This window comes from Pseudomonas sp. NPDC090233, from assembly GCF_044772285.1.
Classification (GTDB): Bacteria; Pseudomonadota; Gammaproteobacteria; order Pseudomonadales; family Pseudomonadaceae; genus Aquipseudomonas.
Window position 1 is genome coordinate 456,571 of the sequence record NZ_JBIVYQ010000004.1, and the last position, 17,906, is coordinate 474,476.

Annotated in this window: 17 protein-coding genes and 1 pseudogene; 12 read left to right on the forward strand and 6 right to left on the reverse strand. The window is 63.0% G+C overall.

All coding sequences use genetic code 11. The features are described 5' to 3' along the window. Positions 1-45: 45 nt before the first annotated feature. Positions 46-726 (reverse strand): DNA repair protein RadC, encoded by a 681-nt coding sequence (gene radC, locus ACIQUF_RS13400; RefSeq protein WP_403132058.1) that lies wholly within the window; start codon positions 724-726, stop codon positions 46-48. 129 nt (positions 727-855) lie between these two features. Between radC and coaBC the strand changes: the two genes are divergently transcribed. From coaBC to argB, 4 genes and pseudogenes are all read left to right on the forward strand, one after another. Then, positions 856-2,067: a bifunctional phosphopantothenoylcysteine decarboxylase/phosphopantothenate--cysteine ligase CoaBC gene (gene coaBC, locus ACIQUF_RS13405; protein WP_403132061.1), complete on the forward strand. Its 1,212-nt coding sequence runs from the start codon at positions 856-858 to the stop codon at positions 2,065-2,067. 5 nt (positions 2,068-2,072) lie between these two features. Beyond that, complete coding sequence (gene dut, locus ACIQUF_RS13410) at positions 2,073-2,528, forward strand: dUTP diphosphatase (RefSeq protein ID WP_403132063.1); 456 nt, start codon at positions 2,073-2,075, stop codon at positions 2,526-2,528. A 135-nt stretch (positions 2,529-2,663) separates the two neighbouring features. Continuing rightward, positions 2,664-4,037: pseudogene (locus ACIQUF_RS13415) on the forward strand (phosphomannomutase/phosphoglucomutase); the annotation flags it as partial. 30 nt (positions 4,038-4,067) lie between these two features. After that, entirely contained in the window at positions 4,068-4,973 is a 906-nt protein-coding gene (gene argB, locus ACIQUF_RS13420; protein WP_346612649.1) for an acetylglutamate kinase, read from the forward strand. Between the two features lie 171 nt (positions 4,974-5,144). Here the strand turns inward: argB and pyrE are convergent, their stop codons facing one another. Next, a complete protein-coding gene (gene pyrE / locus ACIQUF_RS13425; protein ID WP_014861506.1) occupies positions 5,145-5,786 on the reverse strand; it encodes an orotate phosphoribosyltransferase in 642 nt (213 codons plus the stop codon). An 80-nt stretch (positions 5,787-5,866) separates the two neighbouring features. Here pyrE and ACIQUF_RS13430 point away from each other — a divergent pair, with 80 nt between their 5' ends. Then, positions 5,867-6,646, forward strand: coding sequence for an exodeoxyribonuclease III (locus ACIQUF_RS13430; protein ID WP_403132067.1), 780 nt, complete (start codon positions 5,867-5,869; stop codon positions 6,644-6,646). A gap of 61 nt (positions 6,647-6,707) precedes the next feature. Here the strand turns inward: ACIQUF_RS13430 and rph are convergent, their stop codons facing one another. Next, complete coding sequence (gene rph / locus ACIQUF_RS13435; RefSeq protein WP_403132070.1) at positions 6,708-7,430, reverse strand: ribonuclease PH; 723 nt, start codon at positions 7,428-7,430, stop codon at positions 6,708-6,710. A 206-nt stretch (positions 7,431-7,636) separates the two neighbouring features. Here rph and ACIQUF_RS13440 point away from each other — a divergent pair, with 206 nt between their 5' ends. Beyond that, positions 7,637-8,500, forward strand: coding sequence for a YicC/YloC family endoribonuclease (locus ACIQUF_RS13440; protein WP_403132072.1), 864 nt, complete (start codon positions 7,637-7,639; stop codon positions 8,498-8,500). A 13-nt stretch (positions 8,501-8,513) separates the two neighbouring features. Then, on the forward strand, positions 8,514-9,134 hold the full coding sequence (gene gmk, locus ACIQUF_RS13445; protein ID WP_403132076.1) for a guanylate kinase: 621 nt from the start codon (positions 8,514-8,516) through the stop codon (positions 9,132-9,134). Positions 9,135-9,232: 98 nt separating this feature from the next. On the opposite strand, the gene ACIQUF_RS13450 is transcribed toward gmk, so the two are convergent. The 3 genes from ACIQUF_RS13450 to ACIQUF_RS13460 form a co-directional block, all read right to left on the reverse strand. Then, the gene (locus ACIQUF_RS13450; protein WP_403132078.1) at positions 9,233-10,771 is read right to left on the reverse strand and encodes an APC family permease; all 1,539 of its coding nucleotides are present in this window, start codon (positions 10,769-10,771) and stop codon (positions 9,233-9,235) included. A gap of 113 nt (positions 10,772-10,884) precedes the next feature. After that, positions 10,885-11,634, reverse strand: a complete 750-nt coding sequence (locus ACIQUF_RS13455; protein WP_403132080.1) for a gamma-glutamyl-gamma-aminobutyrate hydrolase family protein — start codon at positions 11,632-11,634, stop codon at positions 10,885-10,887. A gap of 4 nt (positions 11,635-11,638) precedes the next feature. Continuing rightward, positions 11,639-12,982 carry a glutamine synthetase family protein gene (locus ACIQUF_RS13460; protein ID WP_403132517.1) on the reverse strand — a complete coding sequence of 448 codons (1,344 nt, stop codon included), beginning with the start codon at positions 12,980-12,982 and terminating at the stop codon, positions 11,639-11,641. Positions 12,983-13,226: 244 nt separating this feature from the next. On the opposite strand from ACIQUF_RS13460, the gene ACIQUF_RS13465 reads away from it, so the two are divergent. The 5 genes from ACIQUF_RS13465 (at position 13,227) to ACIQUF_RS13485 (ending at position 17,874) form a co-directional block, all read left to right on the forward strand. Continuing rightward, on the forward strand, positions 13,227-14,099 hold the full coding sequence (locus ACIQUF_RS13465) for a LysR family transcriptional regulator (RefSeq protein ID WP_403132082.1): 873 nt from the start codon (positions 13,227-13,229) through the stop codon (positions 14,097-14,099). A gap of 157 nt (positions 14,100-14,256) precedes the next feature. Beyond that, a complete protein-coding gene (gene rpoZ / locus ACIQUF_RS13470) occupies positions 14,257-14,520 on the forward strand; it encodes a DNA-directed RNA polymerase subunit omega (protein WP_012312123.1) in 264 nt (87 codons plus the stop codon). A 59-nt stretch (positions 14,521-14,579) separates the two neighbouring features. Beyond that, positions 14,580-16,688, forward strand: a complete 2,109-nt coding sequence (gene spoT / locus ACIQUF_RS13475; protein ID WP_403132083.1) for a bifunctional GTP diphosphokinase/guanosine-3',5'-bis pyrophosphate 3'-pyrophosphohydrolase — start codon at positions 14,580-14,582, stop codon at positions 16,686-16,688. A 23-nt stretch (positions 16,689-16,711) separates the two neighbouring features. Beyond that, positions 16,712-17,092, forward strand: a complete 381-nt coding sequence (locus tag ACIQUF_RS13480; protein WP_043199829.1) for a RidA family protein — start codon at positions 16,712-16,714, stop codon at positions 17,090-17,092. A gap of 56 nt (positions 17,093-17,148) precedes the next feature. Continuing rightward, positions 17,149-17,874, forward strand: coding sequence for a hypothetical protein (locus ACIQUF_RS13485; RefSeq protein WP_403132085.1), 726 nt, complete (start codon positions 17,149-17,151; stop codon positions 17,872-17,874). Positions 17,875-17,906 lie beyond the last annotated feature (32 nt).

Sequence of the window (17,906 nt, forward strand, 5' to 3'; positions counted from 1 at the left end):
GTCTCGGCAAGCCCACGAAGAGGCCGCAACTGTCAGCACAAAGCCCTAGGCCACGATCCACCCCTGCTCCACCATCGACAACGGCTCCCCGTCGCCCACGATGATGTGATCCAGCACCCGCACATCGATCAGCGCCAGCCCCCGTTTCAGCGAGACCGTCAGATGCACATCATCCTGGCTCGGCTCGCTGTTACCCGAAGGATGGTTATGGCACAGAATCAATGCCGCCGCGTTGTGCTGCAGCGCCCGCCGTACCACTTCGCGCGGATAGACACTGGCCCGGTCGATGGTGCCTCTGAACAGAATCTCGAAGGCCAGCGGCCTATGTTTGGTATCCAGAAACAGACAGCCAAACACCTCGCTCGCCTCATGCCGCAGCATGGATTTCAGATAACTGCGCACTGCCGCCGGGCTGTCCATGACCGACTCGCGCTCGATGGTGGTTGCCAAGTGCCGTCGCCCGATCTCCAGCAATGCCTGTAACTGGCTGTACCTCACCGGCCCCAGCCCAAGCTCGCCCACGAAGGCTTCCCGACTGGCCTCCAGCAACTGACGCAACCCACCAAACTTCAGCAGAAGCCCTCTCGCCAGCTCCACGACATTGCGTCCGCGAACGCCCGAGCCGAGAAACACCGCCAGCAGTTCAGCGTCAGTCAGGCTCCCTGCCCCACGCTTCAACAACTTCTCCCTAGGCCGTTCATCCGCCGGCCACTCCCTGATATTCATCCCCGCTCCTTGGTCCTGCTGTGGCCCGTTTAACCCGTGTGTTAATCTATTTCGCCTCGTACATGCGACGTTGTGCCGCAGGCATTTCTGCAACGTCGCCGCCCGCTCTCACTGGAATAAGGCAAGCCTATGCAGCGGCTGTATCGCAAGCGCATCGTTCTCGGCGTGGGGGGCGGCATTGCCGCCTACAAGAGCGCCGAGCTGATCCGCCGTCTCCTGGAGCACGGCGCGCAGGTGCGCGTCGTCATGACCCGTGGTGGCGCTGAATTCATCACCCCGCTGACCCTGCAGGCGTTGTCCGGCCACCCGGTGCACATGGACCTGCTCGACCCTGCCGCCGAAGCGGCCATGGGCCACATCGAACTGGCCAAGTGGGCCGACCTGGTACTCATCGCCCCGGCCACCGCCGACCTGATGGCGCGCATGGCCCAAGGCATGGCAGACGACCTGCTGACCACTTTGGTGCTGGCCACCGACGCCACCGTGGCGGTCGCCCCGGCCATGAATCAGGCGATGTGGCGCGACCCGGCGACACAAGCCAACCTTGAACTGCTCAAGACCCGCGGCATCCAGGTGTTCGGCCCAGCCTCCGGCAGCCAGGCCTGTGGCGACGTCGGCCTGGGCCGCATGCTAGAGGCCACCGACCTGGCCTGGTGCGCGGCCGAAAGCTTCAAACGCCAGGCGCTCACCGGCAAACACGTGCTGATCACCGCCGGCCCGACCCAGGAAAACATCGATCCGGTGCGTTACATCACCAATCATAGCTCCGGGAAGATGGGCTTCGCCCTGGCCGAAGCGGCCGCCGAAGCCGGGGCTCGGGTGACCCTCGTTACCGGCCCGGTGCACCTGCAAACGCCCGACCGTGTCAACCGCATCGACGTGGTCAGCGCGCGGGACATGCTCGCGGCCTGTGAAGCCGCCATGCCCTGCGACCTGTTCATCGCCTCGGCAGCGGTCGCGGACTACCGCCCAGAAGTGGTTGCCGCGCAAAAGCTCAAGAAGGATCCTACGACCGGCGACGGCATGCTGCTGCAGATGGTGCGCAATCCCGATATCCTTGCCACCATCGCTGGCCGCACCGACCGCCCGTTCAGCGTCGGCTTCGCCGCCGAGACCGAACACCTGCTCGATTACGCCACGCGCAAGCTCAAGGACAAGAACCTCGACCTGATCGTCGCCAATGATGTGGCCAACCCCAGCATCGGCTTCAACAGCGAAGAAAACGCCCTGACCGTGATCGACCGCCAGCAGCACCAGACCCTCTTCGCGCAGACCAGCAAAGGCAAGATCGCCCGGCAACTGGTCGCCTTCATCGCCGAACGGCTCAACAAGGTTCAATAAGTTACATGCACGCTCTTCAAGCCAAGATCCTCGACAAACGCCTGGGCAACGAATTCCCGCTGCCGCAGTACGCCACCCCAGGCTCCGCCGGCCTCGACCTGCGCGCGCTGCTGAAAGAAGACACCGTTCTAGAGCCGGGCCAGACCCTGCTGATCCCCACCGGCCTGTCGATCTACATCGGCGACCCGGGCCTCGCGGCCATGATCCTGCCGCGTTCGGGCCTGGGCCATAAGCACGGCATCGTGCTGGGCAACCTGGTTGGCCTGATCGATTCGGACTACCAGGGCGAGCTGATGGTGTCGTGCTGGAACCGCGGCAATACGCCGTTCACCATCGCCGTTGGCGAGCGCATCGCACAGCTTGTGCTGGTGCCTGTGGTACAAGCGCATTTCGACATCGTCGAGGCCTTCGACGAAAGCCAGCGCGGCACCGGCGGATTCGGTCACTCCGGCAGCCACTGAGCCGCCCGTCGACCGTTCAGGCCAAGGATGGCGAACTCTCTGGCGAAACCATCGTCCAAGCGTTCAGTTTGCGCCTGCCCAGGCAGCCTTTGACTAATGGAGTTTCCAGAGATGAACGACATGGCCCACCTGGTCCCCGCATTGCCCGAGAGCATCTTCCGCGCCTATGACATCCGCGGCGTGGTCGGCAAGACCCTGCATGCCGAGACGGCCTACTGGATCGGCCGCGCCATCGGCGCGCAGACCCTTGCCCAGGGCGAACCGCAGATCTCCGTAGGCCGTGACGGCCGCCTCTCCGGCCCGATGCTGGTCGAGCAACTGATCAAAGGCCTGGTGGAAGCCGGTTGCCAGGTCAGCGACGTCGGCCTGGTGCCGACTCCAGCCCTGTATTACGCCGCCAATGTGCTGGCCGGCAAGTCGGGAGTGATGCTCACCGGCAGCCACAACCCGTCGGACTACAACGGGTTCAAGATCGTCATCGCTGGCGATACCTTGGCCAACGAACAGATCCAGGCCCTGCTGACCCGCCTCAAGACCGATGCCCTGCCCCGTGCCGAAGGCAGCGTGCAGAAGGTCGAGATCCTTGAGCGCTATTATCAGCAGATCGTCGCCGACGTGAAACTGGCGAAGAAGCTCAAGGTGGTGGTCGACTGCGGCAACGGCGCAGCCGGCGTAATCGCGCCGCAGCTGATCGAAGCCCTGGGCTGCGAGGTGATTCCGCTGTTCTGTGAGGTGGATGGCAACTTCCCTAACCACCACCCGGACCCAGGCAAGCCGGAAAACCTCGAAGACCTGATCGCCAAGGTCAAGGAAACAGGCGCCGACATCGGCTTGGCCTTCGACGGTGACGGCGACCGCGTCGGCGTGGTGACCAACACCGGCAACATCGTCTACCCCGACCGCCTGCTGATGCTGTTCGCCCAGGACGTGCTGGCCCGCAACCCGAATGCCGAGATCATCTTCGACGTCAAATGCACCCGTCGCCTGACCCCGCTGATCGAACAGCACGGCGGCCGCGCGCTAATGTGGAAGACCGGCCATTCGTTGATCAAGAAGAAGATGAAGCAGACCGGCTCGCTGCTGGCCGGCGAGATGAGTGGGCACATCTTCATCAAGGAGCGCTGGTACGGCTTCGACGACGGCATCTACAGCGCCGCGCGCCTGCTTGAGATCCTCAGCAAGGCCGATCAGGACGCCGAAAGCCTGTTCGCCGCGTTCCCGAACGATATTTCCACGCCGGAAATCAACATTGATGTGACCGACGAGGGTAAATTCAGCATCATTGATGCACTGCAACGCGACGCCGACTGGGGCGACGCCAGCCTGACCACCATCGACGGTGTGCGGGTCGACTACGCCCAGGGCTGGGGCCTGGTGCGCGCTTCCAACACCACGCCGGTGCTGGTACTGCGCTTCGAGGCTGAAAGCGACGCCGAGTTGCAACGTATCAAGGATGTTTTCCGCGCGCAGTTGCTGCGGGTTGCCCCTGAGCTGCAACTGCCGTTCTGACCGACTATCTGTTCCTTACAGGAGCCCTGCATGACCCTCGATCGCGATGCCGCTTCCCATGTAGCCGAAGTTTTGTCCGAGGCGCTGCCTTACATTCGCCGCTTTGTCGGCAAAACGCTGGTGATCAAGTACGGCGGCAACGCGATGGAGAGCGAAGAGCTCAAGACCGGCTTCGCCCGGGACATCGTGCTGATGAAGGCCGTGGGCATCAACCCGGTAGTCGTGCACGGCGGCGGCCCGCAGATCGGCGACCTGCTCAAGCGCCTGTCGATCGAAAGCCACTTCATCGATGGCATGCGCGTCACCGACGCGGCGACCATGGACGTGGTTGAGATGGTGCTGGGTGGCCAGGTCAACAAGGACATCGTCAACCTGATCAACCGCCACGGCGGCAGCGCCATCGGCCTGACCGGCAAGGACGCGGAGCTGATCCGCGCCAGGAAGCTCACTGTCAGCCGCCAGACGCCAGAGATGACCCAACCGGAAATCATCGACATCGGCCACGTCGGCGAGGTGGTCAGCGTCAACACCGACCTGCTGAACATGCTGGTGAAAGGCGATTTCATCCCGGTGATCGCGCCAATCGGCGTGGGCGCCAACGGTGAGTCGTACAACATCAACGCGGACCTTGTGGCCGGCAAGGTGGCCGAAGCGCTGAAAGCCGAGAAGCTGATGCTGCTGACCAACATCGCCGGCCTGATGGACAAGCAAGGCCAGGTCCTGACCGGCCTGACCACCGAGCAGGTCAACGAACTGATCGCCGATGGCACCATCTACGGCGGCATGCTGCCGAAGATCAAGTGCGCGCTGGATGCCGTCCAGGGCGGCGTGACGACCTCGCACATCATCGACGGACGCGTGCCGAATGCGGTGTTGCTGGAGATCTTCACCGACAGCGGTGTGGGTACTTTGATCAGCAACCGCAAGCGTCACTGATAACCTGCCCCGGCCTCTTCGCGGGTAAACCCGCTCCCACAGGAATGTCGCAGCCCTCCAAGCCAGCGCTGTACCTATGGGAGCGGGTTTACCCGCGAAAGGGCCGGGACAGCAGAAACAAAAAAGGCGGCCTTCTCACGAAGGTCGCCTTTTTTCGTTACCCGGCCGAGATCAGATTCCGTACTGTGCCCGGTAAGCCTCAACAGCTGGCAGATGCTGCTTGAGCTGCGGGTCGTCCGCCAGGAACTCCAGCACCTGGGTCAGCGAAACGATGCTGACCACCGGAATACCGAAGTCGCGCTCCACTTCCTGGATCGCCGACAGCTCGCCATTGCCGCGCTCTTCGCGGTTGAGTGCGATCAACACGCCAGCGGCCTTGGCCTGCTGGGCGTTGATGATCTGCATGACCTCGCGAATGGCGGTACCGGCGGTGATCACGTCGTCGATGATCAGTACCTCACCGGCCAGCGGCGCGCCGACCAGGCTGCCGCCTTCGCCGTGATCCTTGGCTTCCTTGCGGTTGAAGCACCACGGCACGTCGAGCTGGTGTTGGTCGGCCAGGGCCACTGCAGTGGTCGCCGCCAGGGGAATACCCTTGTAGGCCGGGCCGAACAGCACGTCGAACGGGATCTTGCTGTCGACGATGGCTGCAGCGTAGCAACGCCCCAGCTCAGCCAGGGCGGAACCGGTGTTGAACAGGCCGGCATTGAAGAAATACGGGCTGGTACGCCCCGATTTCAGGGTGAATTCACCGAAGCGCAGCACGCCGCGATCGATGGCAAAACGGATGAAGTCGCGCTGATACGGCTGCATGTAAGGTCCCGGACACCACGGATTTAGCTAAATGGGTTGAGCTCGGGTATCATACACGCACGAGATTTTTGGGGCCATTTATGCGGATCATCAGTGTGAACGTGAATGGCATTCAGGCTGCAGCCGAGCGTGGATTGCTCAGCTGGTTGCAAGCCCAGAATGCCGACGTCATCTGCCTTCAGGATACCCGCGCCTCGGCCTTTGAACTCGACGACCCAGCTTTCCAGCTCGATGGCTATTTCCTTTATGCCTGCGACGCGGAGGTGCCCGCCCAAGGTGGCGTGGCACTTTACTCGCGCATGCAGCCCAAGGCAGTCATCACCGGCCTGGGCTTCGAGACAGCCGACCGCTACGGGCGTTATCTGCAAGCAGATTTCGACAAAGTCAGTATTGCCACCTTGCTGCTGCCTTCGGGTATGAACGGCGACGAAGACTTGAACCAGAAATTCAAGTTGATGGACGACTTCGGCAAGTACCTGGACAAGCAGCGCCGCAAGCGCCGCGAGTACATTTACTGCGGCTCGTTCTACGTGGCGCAGCAGAAGCTCGACATCAAGAACTGGCGTGACAGCCAGCAGTCGCCGGGCTTCCTGGCGCCGGAGCGGGCCTGGATGGACGCAATCACCGGCGAGATGGGCTACGTCGATGCCCTGCGCGAAGTCAGCCGTGAAGGCGACCAGTACAGCTGGTGGCCGGACAACGAGCAGGCCGAGATGCTCAACCTGGGCTACCGGTTCGACTACCAGATCCTCACGCCGGGCCTGCGCCGCTTCGTGCGCAATGCCCGCCTGCCGCGTCAGCCGCGCTTCTCGCAACATGCGCCGCTGATCGTCGACTATGACTGGACGTTGACTATCTGAATGCTATTCAGACACAAAAAAGCCGACATCACTGTCGGCTTTTTCGTATCTACACGAGCGATCAGTCGGCCAACGCGGCCTGCTGCAGTTCGAAGATCTCGTTCATGCCCTTCTGCGCCAGCGCCAGCATGGCGTTGAAGTCTTCAGGCTGGAACGGCGCACCTTCAGCGGTGCCCTGCACTTCGATGAAACCACCGGCGCTGGTCATGACCACGTTCAGGTCGGTCTCGGCAGCGGAGTCTTCCAGGTAGTCGAGGTCGAGCACCGCTTCGCCCTGGTACATGCCCACCGAGACAGCGGCGATCATGTGCTTGAGCGGGTTGCCGGCCTTCAGGCCGCCGCGCTTCTTGATTACGGCCAGGGCATCGACCAGCGCAACCATGGCGCCGGTGATCGACGCAGTACGGGTGCCACCGTCGGCCTGGATCACGTCGCAGTCGATGTACAGAGTGATGTCACCGAGTTTGCTCATGTCCAGCGCGGCACGCAGCGAACGGCCGATCAGACGCTGGATTTCGAGGGTGCGGCCACCCTGCTTGCCACGGCTGGCTTCACGCTGGTTACGCTCGCCGGTGGAACGCGGCAGCATGCCATACTCGGCGGTCAGCCAGCCTTGGCCCTGGCCTTTGAGGAAGCGCGGCACGCCGTTCTCGACGCTGACCGTGCAGATGACCTTGGTGTCACCGAACTCGACCAGTACCGACCCTTCGGCGTGCTTGGTGTAGTTGCGGGTGATGCGGATCGAGCGGAGCTGATCGGCGGCGCGACCACTTGGACGTTTCATCTGGGATACCTGTACTGGGACTTTGAATCTGCCCATCATTATAGAGCCCGCTGCCCGCATAGGACATGCCTATTGTCGCGCCCTCGGCAGCCCGTCGCTTTTTCTGACCCGCAAGCAGGCGCTCGGTAACATGGTCGGATTGGGCGCCGGGGGGCGCACTGCGCTACAATCCCGCGCCTTCCATTCAATTACGCGAGGTACTCTCCATGGTGCACAGCATGACCGCTTTTGCTCGTGTCGAGCGCGCCGGCAGCCAAGGCACCCTGGTCTGGGAACTGCGCTCGGTCAACCACCGCTACCTCGAACCGCACCTGCGCCTGCATGACGCCCTGCGCGACCTCGAAGGCGCAGTGCGTGAAGGCCTGCGCCAGGGCCTGTCGCGCGGCAAGGTCGAATGCACCTTGCGCCTGCACGAAGACAGCAACGGCAAACCGCTGAAGGTCGACCGCGAGCGCGCCGCGCAACTGGTCGCCGCCGCCGAAGAAGTAGCTGGCCTGATCAAGCAGCCAGCGCCGCTCAACCCGCTGGAAGTGCTGTCCTGGCCGGGAGTGCTGGTGGCCGATGCCAACGACCCCCAGGCGCTCAACGCCGAAGCCTTGGCACTGTTCGACGAAGCCTTAGCCGAACTCAAGGCCGGGCGTCAGCGCGAAGGCCAGGAGCTGGCCCGGCTGATCAACGAGCGCCTGGACAACATGGCCACCGAGGTCACCACCCTGCGCGCCCTGGTGCCGCAGATGCTGGCGGCCCAGCGGCAGAAGATCATCGACCGCTTCGGCGACCTCAAGGCCGAGCTCGACCCGCAGCGCCTGGAGCAGGAGATGGTGCTGCTGGCGCAGAAGAGCGACGTTGCCGAGGAACTCGACCGCCTCAGCACCCACGTCAACGAAGTGCGCCGGGTGCTCAAGTCCGGCGGCGCCGCCGGGCGGCGCCTGGACTTCCTGATGCAGGAACTCAACCGCGAGGCCAACACGTTGGGCTCCAAGGCCTTCGACCCGCGTAGCACGCAAGCGGCGGTCAACCTGAAGGTGCTGATCGAACAGATGCGTGAACAAGTACAGAACATCGAGTAAGGCCACCCCGACCATGAATCACAGCAGCGGCACCCTCTATATCGTTTCGGCACCTTCGGGTGCTGGCAAGACCAGCCTGGTCAACGCTCTGATCAAGGCAGACAAGCGCGTCAGTGTTTCCGTTTCGCACACCACGCGCAACAAGCGCCCCGGCGAGGAACACGGCGTCAACTATCACTTCGTCAGCCATGACGAGTTCAAGGCACTGATCGACGAGAAGGATTTCCTTGAACACGCAGAAGTCTTCGGCAACTTCTATGGCACTTCGCGCAGCGCGCTGCAGCAAGTGCTGGATCGAGGCGATGACCTGATTCTGGAAATCGACTGGCAAGGCGCCCGTCAGGTCCGCGAGCTGATGCCTGAAGCGCGCTCGATCTTCATCCTGCCACCGAGCCAGGAAGCGCTGCGCCAGCGCTTGGACGGGCGCGGCCAGGACAGCGAAGAGATCATCGCCGGGCGTATGAAAGAAGCGGTCAGCGAGATGGAGCACTACAACGAGTACGAATACGTCATCATCAATGACAACTTCGACGAGGCGCTGGAGGAGTTGAAAGCGGTGTTCGTGGCCAACCGCTTGCTGCTGAAGAAGCAGCAGCAGCGACATGAGACGCTGCTGAAGCAACTGATCGGCTGAAAAACCTGTAGGAGCGGCTTCAGCCGCGAACACCGGCGAAGCCGGTGCCATTCACCGCGTCGCTTGCTTCGCGGCTGAAGCCGCTCCCACAGGTATGTTCATTCCTGCAACTGCAAGGTCGCCTGCTGACGCAGGGTAGCCCCCAGGAAGTAAGCCGGCGCGCGCATCCGCGACAACATCATCAGCACGATCCCCAGTGCCGAGATGATCGCTGCAATCACAAACACCAAGCCCAATCCGCCCACATGCGAGCCACTGCCGAAGTCCGGCGAGGCGCTGTCGATGGCGGTACGCACGAAGATCACCGACAAAATCACCCCACCCACCAGCGGGCACACACCGCGCATGAAGAAGTGGCGCAGGCTGGTGAACAGGCTGTGGCGGAAGTACCAGACGCACGCAAACGCGGTCAGCGAATAGTAGAAGCAGATCATCATGCCCAGCGCGGTGATGGTGTCAGCCAGTACGTTTTCGCTCAGGCTGCGCATGGTCACATAGAACAGGCCCGCCGCTACCCCGGCGCAGATGGTCGCGTAGCGCGGCGTCTGCGAACGCGGGCAGACACTGGCGAATTTCTGCGGCACCGCGCCGTAGTAACCCATGGCAAGCAACGTGCGCGCGGGCGAAACGAAGGTCGACTGCAACGATGCGGCAGTGCTGGCCAGCACGGCGATCGACATCAGGATCGCCAGTGGCCCCATCACTGGACCGGCCAAGTGGGCGAAGACGTTCTCCTGGATGCGCGGGTTGTTCAGGCCCAGGCCCTGCTCGCTGATACCGGCGAACTGCAGGGTAGCGATGGCAGTGACCAGGTACAGACCAAGAATCAGCAGCACGGTCCAGGTCGCGGCCTTGCCCGGCACTTCATCGCTGCCGATGGATTCTTCGCTGACGGTCAGGCACACGTCCCAGCCCCAGAAGATGAAGATCGACAGTGACAGGCCAGCAGCGAAGGCCGAGAACGACTCGACACCGAACGGGTTGAACCAGGCCAGATCGAACGCCAGCGGCGGGGGCGCAGTGGTCTCGCTGAAGGCGGCGAAAGCAAAGCCGATCAGCACCAACAGCTGCAACGCCACCAGGCCATATTGCACGGTCATCGTAGTGGCCATGCCGCGACAACAGATCCACACCGCCATGGCGATGAACACGCAGCAGGTGGTGATGTTGATCAATAAGTTGTCCGCGAGAGCCGCCAGCTCAGGGTTGCCGGTGATCTGGCTGAGGAACAGATAAAAGAAGTCGACGGCCACGCCCGCCAGGTTGGACAACACGATGGTGGTGGCGACGACCAACCCCCAACCGCCGATCCAGCCAATCATCGGGCCGAACGCACGGGCCGACCAGGTAAAGGACGTGCCGCTGTCAGGCTCTGCCGAGTTCAGCTCGCGGTAGCCCAGGGCGACCAGCAGCATGGGCAGGAAACCGACGATGAACACGGCGGGAAGGTGCGCACCGACCTCCCGCACGGTGGGGCCAAGGGCGCCGGTCAGGGTGTAGACCGGGGCGATCGTGGAAATGCCCAGCACCACGCTGGCCAGCAGGCCGAGTCGGCCTTTGGCCAGGCCTTTGCTGCGCTGTGTGCTGCCCGAGTCGGCCGCATCGGGTGGGCGGCCGGCTTCTGTGTAATTGCTCATGAGTATTTGCCGTAACTATTGGAATTGTTGTCACAGGCCTTGCGAACAAGGCGCTTTCACTCATTGAAAGCTTGCGAATCGGTATCGGTCATCCAAGACCTTCGGGTAAGACCCTACCGTGCAGCATGGGCAATGCAGGCCTCGCGGAAGGCCTGGAACAGGCGCAGCGAGACCGGGTTGTCGGCAAAACGCCATTCCGGGTGCCACTGCACGCCGAGCACAAAGCCCGGCGCATCAGGCATCGACACCGCTTCGATCAGGCCATCCGGGGCCCTTGCCTCGACACGCAGGCCAGGGGCCAGGCGGTCGATGCCCTGGCTGTGCAGCGAGTTGACCTCGAACTGCGCAGCCAGGCCCAGGCGCTCGAACACCCCGCCTGGCGCAATGCCGACGGGGTGACGAGGGCCGTACTGCACCTCCAGGGGTGCGTCCTCAGGTTCTCGGTGGTCCAGGTAGCCGGGCAGCTCCTGCACGCGCTGGTGCAGGCTGCCGCCAAGGGCCACGTTCAATTCCTGGAAACCACGGCAGATGCAGAACACCGGCACACCGGCGTCTATGGCCGCCTGCAGCAGCGGCAGGGTCAGGCGGTCACGTGCAAGGTCGTGCCGGGTCCCTTCCGTGCTGGGGGCGCCATTGTAATGATGCGGCTCGATATTTGAAGGCGAGCCGGTAAAAAGAATGCCGTCGAGCCTGGCCAGCAACGCCTGCGTGTCGCTCCCGCCATCGCGGGCCGGCAGGATCAGCGGCAGCCCGGCAAAACCGGCGGCCTCGACATACTTGTCGCCGACTGTGTGCGACGAGTTCTTTCCCACCTGCTGACGGCAGGCGCTGACACCGATCAAAGGGACCGCAGTTGCGCTCATGGGCTTACACCGTGTGCAGGTACCAGTTGTACTCAAGGTCGGAAATCGACACTTCGAACTCGGCCAGTTCGCTTTCCTTGCAGGCCACGAAGATATCGATGTAGTCCGGGCTGATGTATTGGTTGAGCACTTCGCTGTCATCCAGCGCGCGCAGGGCGTCACGCAGGTTGTTCGGCAGGCTCTGTTCCAACTGCTCGTAGGAATTGCCTTCGATCGGCGCACCCGGCTCGACCTTGCTGGTCAGGCCGTGGTGAATGCCGGCCAGGATCGCCGCGAGCATCAGGTAAGGGTTGGCGTCGGCGCCCGCCACGCGGTGCTCGATGCGCACGTTTTCGCTGCTGTCGGTCGGCACGCGAACGGCCACCGTGCGGTTGTCCAGGCCCCAGCTCGGCGCGTTCGGCACGTAGAACTGCGCGCCAAAACGGCGGTACGAGTTGATGTTCGGGCAGAGGAAGGCCATCGACGCCGGCATGGTTTCCAGTACGCCGCCAATGGCATGGCGCAGGGCGTCGCTTTGCAGCGGGTCTTCATGGCTGAAGATGTTCTTGCCGGTTTTCTTGTCCAGCAGCGAGATATGCACATGCAGGCCGTTGCCCGCCTGGCCCGGGTAGGGCTTGGCCATGAAGGTGGTGTCCATTTCATGGTCGTAGGCAACGTTCTTGATCAGGCGCTTGAGCAGAATCGCGTAGTCGCACGCCTTGAGCGGGTCGGCCACATGGTGCAGGTTGACTTCGAACTGCGCCGGGGCGCTTTCCTTGACGATGGCATCGGCTGGCAGGCCTTGCTCCTTGGCCGCTTCCAGCATGTCCTGCAGGCAGTCGGCATATTCGTCGAGGTCGTCGATCAGGTACACCTGGGTCGACTGCGGGCGCTTGCCGGAGAGCGGCGAGCGCGGCGGCTGCGGCCGGCCGTTGAGGTTGTCCTGGTCGATCAGGTAGAACTCCAGCTCGAACGCGGCGCAGATATCCAGGCCCAGGTCGTCGAACTTGCTCACCACCTGGCGCAGCACCTCGCGCGGGTCGGCGAAGAACGGCTCGCCTTCGATCTCGTGCATGGTCATCAGCAACTGGGCGGTGGGGCGCTTCTGCCAGGGTTCGTTGCACAGCGTGCCGGGAATCGGGTAGCAGATGCGGTCGGCATCGCCAATGTCCAGGCCCAGGCCAGTGCTTTCAACGGTGGAGCCGTTGATGTCGAGGGCGAACAACGACGCCGGCAGGTTGATCCCCTTCTCGTACACCTTGTGCAGGCTGGCCCGCTCGATGCGCTTGCCGCGTACCACGCCGTTCATGTCGGAGATCAGCAGATCGACGTACTGCGTGTCCGGATGGGCCTGAAGGAAATCTTTCATCTCGCTGGAAGAACTGGCGCACGGGGTGACCGACGTCATGGTGTACATCCTTTGATTTGCTGCGGCGATGTGGGGATACGGCTGGCGCCTCACGGGCGACGATGGTTGCAGCTGTTGTTCTTTTCACTTTCCCATCGTGGGGATTGATTACCCGACCGGGCGCATTGATTCCCAGGGGCGGTTCCACTATAAAATGGCCTCAACGCAACAGACATTGGCATTTCGGCAAGCAGAGCGTGCACCAATGCAATATCAGATAACCCATGCCGACCTCTCCCTGGTCCTGGCCCTGGAGCGCGGGCGCTCGTTGGCCAAGGCCGCCGAGCTGCTCAAAGTCGACGTTTCGACCGTGTTCCGTTCGATCCGCCGACTGGAATCGGCGCTCGGTACCGCGCTGTTCGTCAAGAGCCGCAAAGGCTACCTGCCGACCGACACCGCGCAGGCTTTGGCCGAGCAGGCCGAACGCGCGGAGCAAGCGCTGGATGCTGCGCGCATCGCCATGAGCAGTGGAGAGCAGGTGGTCAGCGGTACCGTTCGTCTGACCTGTACCGAAGCGGTGATGCATAGCCTGCTGCTGCCAGCACTGGCTGATTTCATGCCGAACTACCCGGCGCTGTCACTGGAAATGGGCACCTCCAACACCTTCGCCAACCTCAGCCGGCGCGATGCCGACATCGCCCTGCGGCTGACCAATACACCGCCGGAACACCTGGTCGGGCGCTGCCTGGGCTCCACTTCCTACGTAATCTGTGGTCAACCACAGTGGCGCGAACGCTTGGCCGAGGCACATACCAGCGTGCCGTGGATCGCCCCCGACGATTCGATGCAGGACCACCCCACCGTGGTCTGGCGCAACCAGCAGTATCCGGGGCTGAGCCCGCGCTACCAGTGCAGCAGCATGTCGACCATCGCCCAGCTGGTGAGCACCGGGCTTGGCGTGGCGGCGTTGCCTGACTACATGGTGCATGCCCTGCCCGGCGTCGATGCGCTGAGCGGGCCGCTGGCCGGCTGCGACACCCAGCTGTGGCTGCTGACCCGGCCGGATTGCCGGGCGTTGCGCTCGGTGCAGACGTTGTTCGAGGAGTTGACCCCGCGGTTGCGTGGCGCGATGTTGTGAGATACAAGATGAGGGCGTCTGTTCCGGCCCTTTCGCGGCTGAAGCCACTCCCACTGGCAAAACAGCGCTTCCCTATTGGCTGGTGATTTTTTAAACTATCGAGTCCGCCTGCCCATATTGGGCTGCACGCCCATCGCATTTGCTACTGAGGAAGACCATGGCCCGCGTAACTGTTGAAGACTGCCTGGAACACGTGGATAACCGTTTTGAGCTGGTCATGCTCTCGACCAAGCGCGCCCGTCAGCTGGCGACCGGCGGCAAAGAGCCGCGCGTAGCGTGGGAAAACGACAAACCGACCGTCGTTGCCCTGCGTGAAATCGCTGAAGGCATCGTCACCAACGAATTCATCGCCGCTGAAGAGATCGTCACCGAGGATCCGGTCTTCGCCGCGTTCGAGGACGAGTCCAACGAGGCCGTCTAAGCCATGCCTGGTCGACGTCGCGCGGCACAAGGTCCTCTTCCTCGGCAAGAGGTGAAACCATGCCGGGCATAGAAGCCTTAGCCGAACGGCTGTCGACCTACCTGGGCCCCGAACAGGTCAACCTGGTTCGCCGGGCCTACTTTTACGCCGAACAGGCGCACGACGGGCAGCGCCGCCGCAGCGGCGAGCCCTACGTAACCCATCCGCTGGCCGTGGCCAGCATCCTCGCCGATATGCACATGGACCATCAGAGCCTGATGGCGGCCATGCTGCACGACGTGATCGAAGACACCGGCATCGCCAAGGAAGCCCTCAGCCAGCAGTTTGGCGAGACGGTGGCCGAGCTGGTCGATGGGGTCAGCAAGCTGACCCAGATGAACTTCGAGACCAAGGCTGAGGCGCAGGCCGAGAACTTCCAGAAGATGGCCATGGCCATGGCCCGCGATATCCGCGTGATCCTGGTCAAGCTGGCCGACCGCCTGCACAACATGCGCACGCTGGAAGTGCTGTCGGGCGAAAAACGCCGGCGCATCGCCAAGGAAACCCTGGAAATCTACGCCCCCATCGCCAACCGGCTGGGCATGCACACCGTGCGCGTGGAGTTCGAGGACCTCGGCTTCAAGGCCATGCACCCGATGCGCTCGTCGCTGATCCACCGGGCGGTCAAGAGCGCACGCGGCAACCGCAAAGAGATCGTCGCCAAGATCGAGCACTCGCTGGCCAACTGCCTGGCCGCCGACGGCATCCAGGGCGAAGTGAGCGGCCGGCAAAAACACCTCTATGGAATCTACAAGAAGATGCGCGGCAAGCGCCGTGCCTTCACCGAGATCATGGACGTGTACGCCTTCCGCATCATCGTCGACAAGGTCGACACCTGCTACCGCGTGCTCGGCGCCGTGCACAACCTGTACAAACCGCTGCCCGGGCGCTTCAAGGATTACATCGCGATCCCCAAGGCCAACGGCTACCAATCGTTGCACACCACGCTGTTCGGCATGCACGGCGTACCCATCGAAATCCAGATCCGCACCCGCGAGATGGAAGAGATGGCCAACAACGGCATCGCCGCGCACTGGCTGTACAAGTCCAACGACGATGAGCAGCCCAAAGGCAGCCATGCCCGCGCCCGTCAATGGGTCAAGGGCATCCTTGAGCTGCAGCAGCGTGCCGGCAACTCGCTGGAATTCATCGAGAGCGTGAAGATCGACCTGTTCCCCGACGAGGTCTATGTGTTCACGCCCAAAGGCCGGATCATGGAGCTGCCCAAAGGCTCCACGGCCGTCGACTTCGCCTACGCCGTGCACACCGATGTCGGCAACAGCTGCATCGCCTGCCGTATCAACCGTCGCCTGGCGCCACTGTCCGAACCGCTGCAGAGCGGCTCGACGGTCGAGATCGTCAGCGCCCCGGGCGCACGGCCGAACCCCGCCTGGCTCAACTTCGTGGTCACCGGCAAGGCCCGTACGCACATCCGTCACGCGCTCAAGCAGCAGCGTCGCTCCGAGTCGATCAACCTCGGCGAGCGCCTGCTGAACAAGGTGCTGACCGGCTTCGACAGCAGCCTGGAGAAGATTCCTCAGGAACGTATCAACGCGATCCTCGCCGAATACCGCCTGGAGCTGATCGAAGACCTGCTCGAAGACATCGGCCTGGGCAACCGCATGGCCTACGTGGTCGCCCGTCGCCTGCTGTCAGCCGAAGGCGAACAGCTGCCGGCGCCGGAAGGCCCGCTGGCGATTCGCGGTACCGAAGGCCTGGTGCTGAGCTATGCCAAGTGCTGTACGCCGATCCCGGGCGACCCGATCGTCGGCCACCTGTCGGCGGGCAAGGGCATGGTCGTGCACCTGGAGAGCTGCCGCAACATCAGTGAAGTCCGCCACAACCCAGAGAAATGCGTACAGCTTTCCTGGGCCAAGGACATCACCGGCGAATTCAATGTCGAGTTGCGCGTCGAGCTGGAACACCAGCGCGGCCTGATCGCGCTGCTGGCCAGCAGTGTCAACGCCGCCGACGGCAACATCGAGAAGATCAGCATGGACGAACGCGACGGCCGCATCAGCGTTGTCCAACTGGTGGTCAGCGTGCACGACCGCGTGCACCTGGCTCGTGTGATCAAGAAGCTGCGTACGCTGACCGGCGTAGTCCGCATCACCCGCATGCGTACGTAGTCCGCCAACCGCAAGGAGTCATCATGAGCAAGACCGTCATCAACAGCGACAAAGCCCCTGCCGCCATCGGTACCTACTCGCAAGCGATCAAGGCCGGCAACACCGTGTACATGTCGGGCCAGATCCCGCTGGACCCAAAAACCATGGAGCTGGTCGAGGGCTTCGAAGCCCAGACCGTGCAGGTATTCGAGAACCTCAAGTCGGTCGCCGAAGCCGCTGGCGGTTCGTTCAAGGACATCGTCAAGCTGAACATCTTCCTCACCGACCTGAGCCACTTCGCCAAGGTCAACGAGGTGATGGGCCGCTACTTCGAACAGCCGTACCCAGCCCGCGCCGCCATTGGCGTTGCCGCGCTGCCGAAAGGCGCCCAGGTCGAAATGGACGCCATCCTGGTCATCGAGTGATGCCGCCGGTGACGGGCGCCCAGCCCGTCACCCTCCTGTTCAAGGTTACCCCCACCATGCGTCAAGCACTGCCCCTCGCGCTGGCAGCCCTGCTTCTGAGCGGCTGCGCCAGCCACAAACCTGAAGATTTGAACGGCACCTGGATCAACCAGGACGCCATCGACGCCGCCGTCAAAGGTGGCAGCCTGCGCCAGGCCCTGAACGAACACGGCCCGGTGTTCGAGTGGAAACTCGATGTGGCCAACCAACGGGCCAGCTACAGCAACGGTTTCGAGGCCGCCGACGGCCAGTTCAGCGCCAATGAAAAGCAATGGCAAGCCAGCTTCCAGGGCGGCCAGACCGAACAGCTTTCGCTCGATGGCGATGAGCTGAAAACCACTGACCAGAGCGGTGCCGAGCAGACCTTCGAGCGCAGCAAGCAACCTGGCAATACGCCGCTGGGTGGCAGCTTCGAGAAGGCGCTGTACCAGGCTTACCTGGGTGGTGAGTGGAAGATCGTCGAAGGTGAAGGCAAAGGGGGCGTAGTGCGCTTCGCCGATAACGGCGGCGTGACCGGCCTCCCCGGCCCGGACCGCTATGCCCTGTGCCTGGCGGGCGACTGCGCTAGCATGGGCGGCAGCAACGACAGCCTATGGCTGGAGCGCGACCAGCGCGGCGCACCGTTCATCTTCAAGCGCGATGACGACAAGCTGGAGATTTTCCGTGCGGTGAACCGGGCGCAGCCGGATGAGATGCCTGCTCTGGCAGCCGGTGCTCGGCAGTGGGTGCTGGAGAAGGACTGAAATCTCGGCCGATCACACTGGCCTCTTCGCGG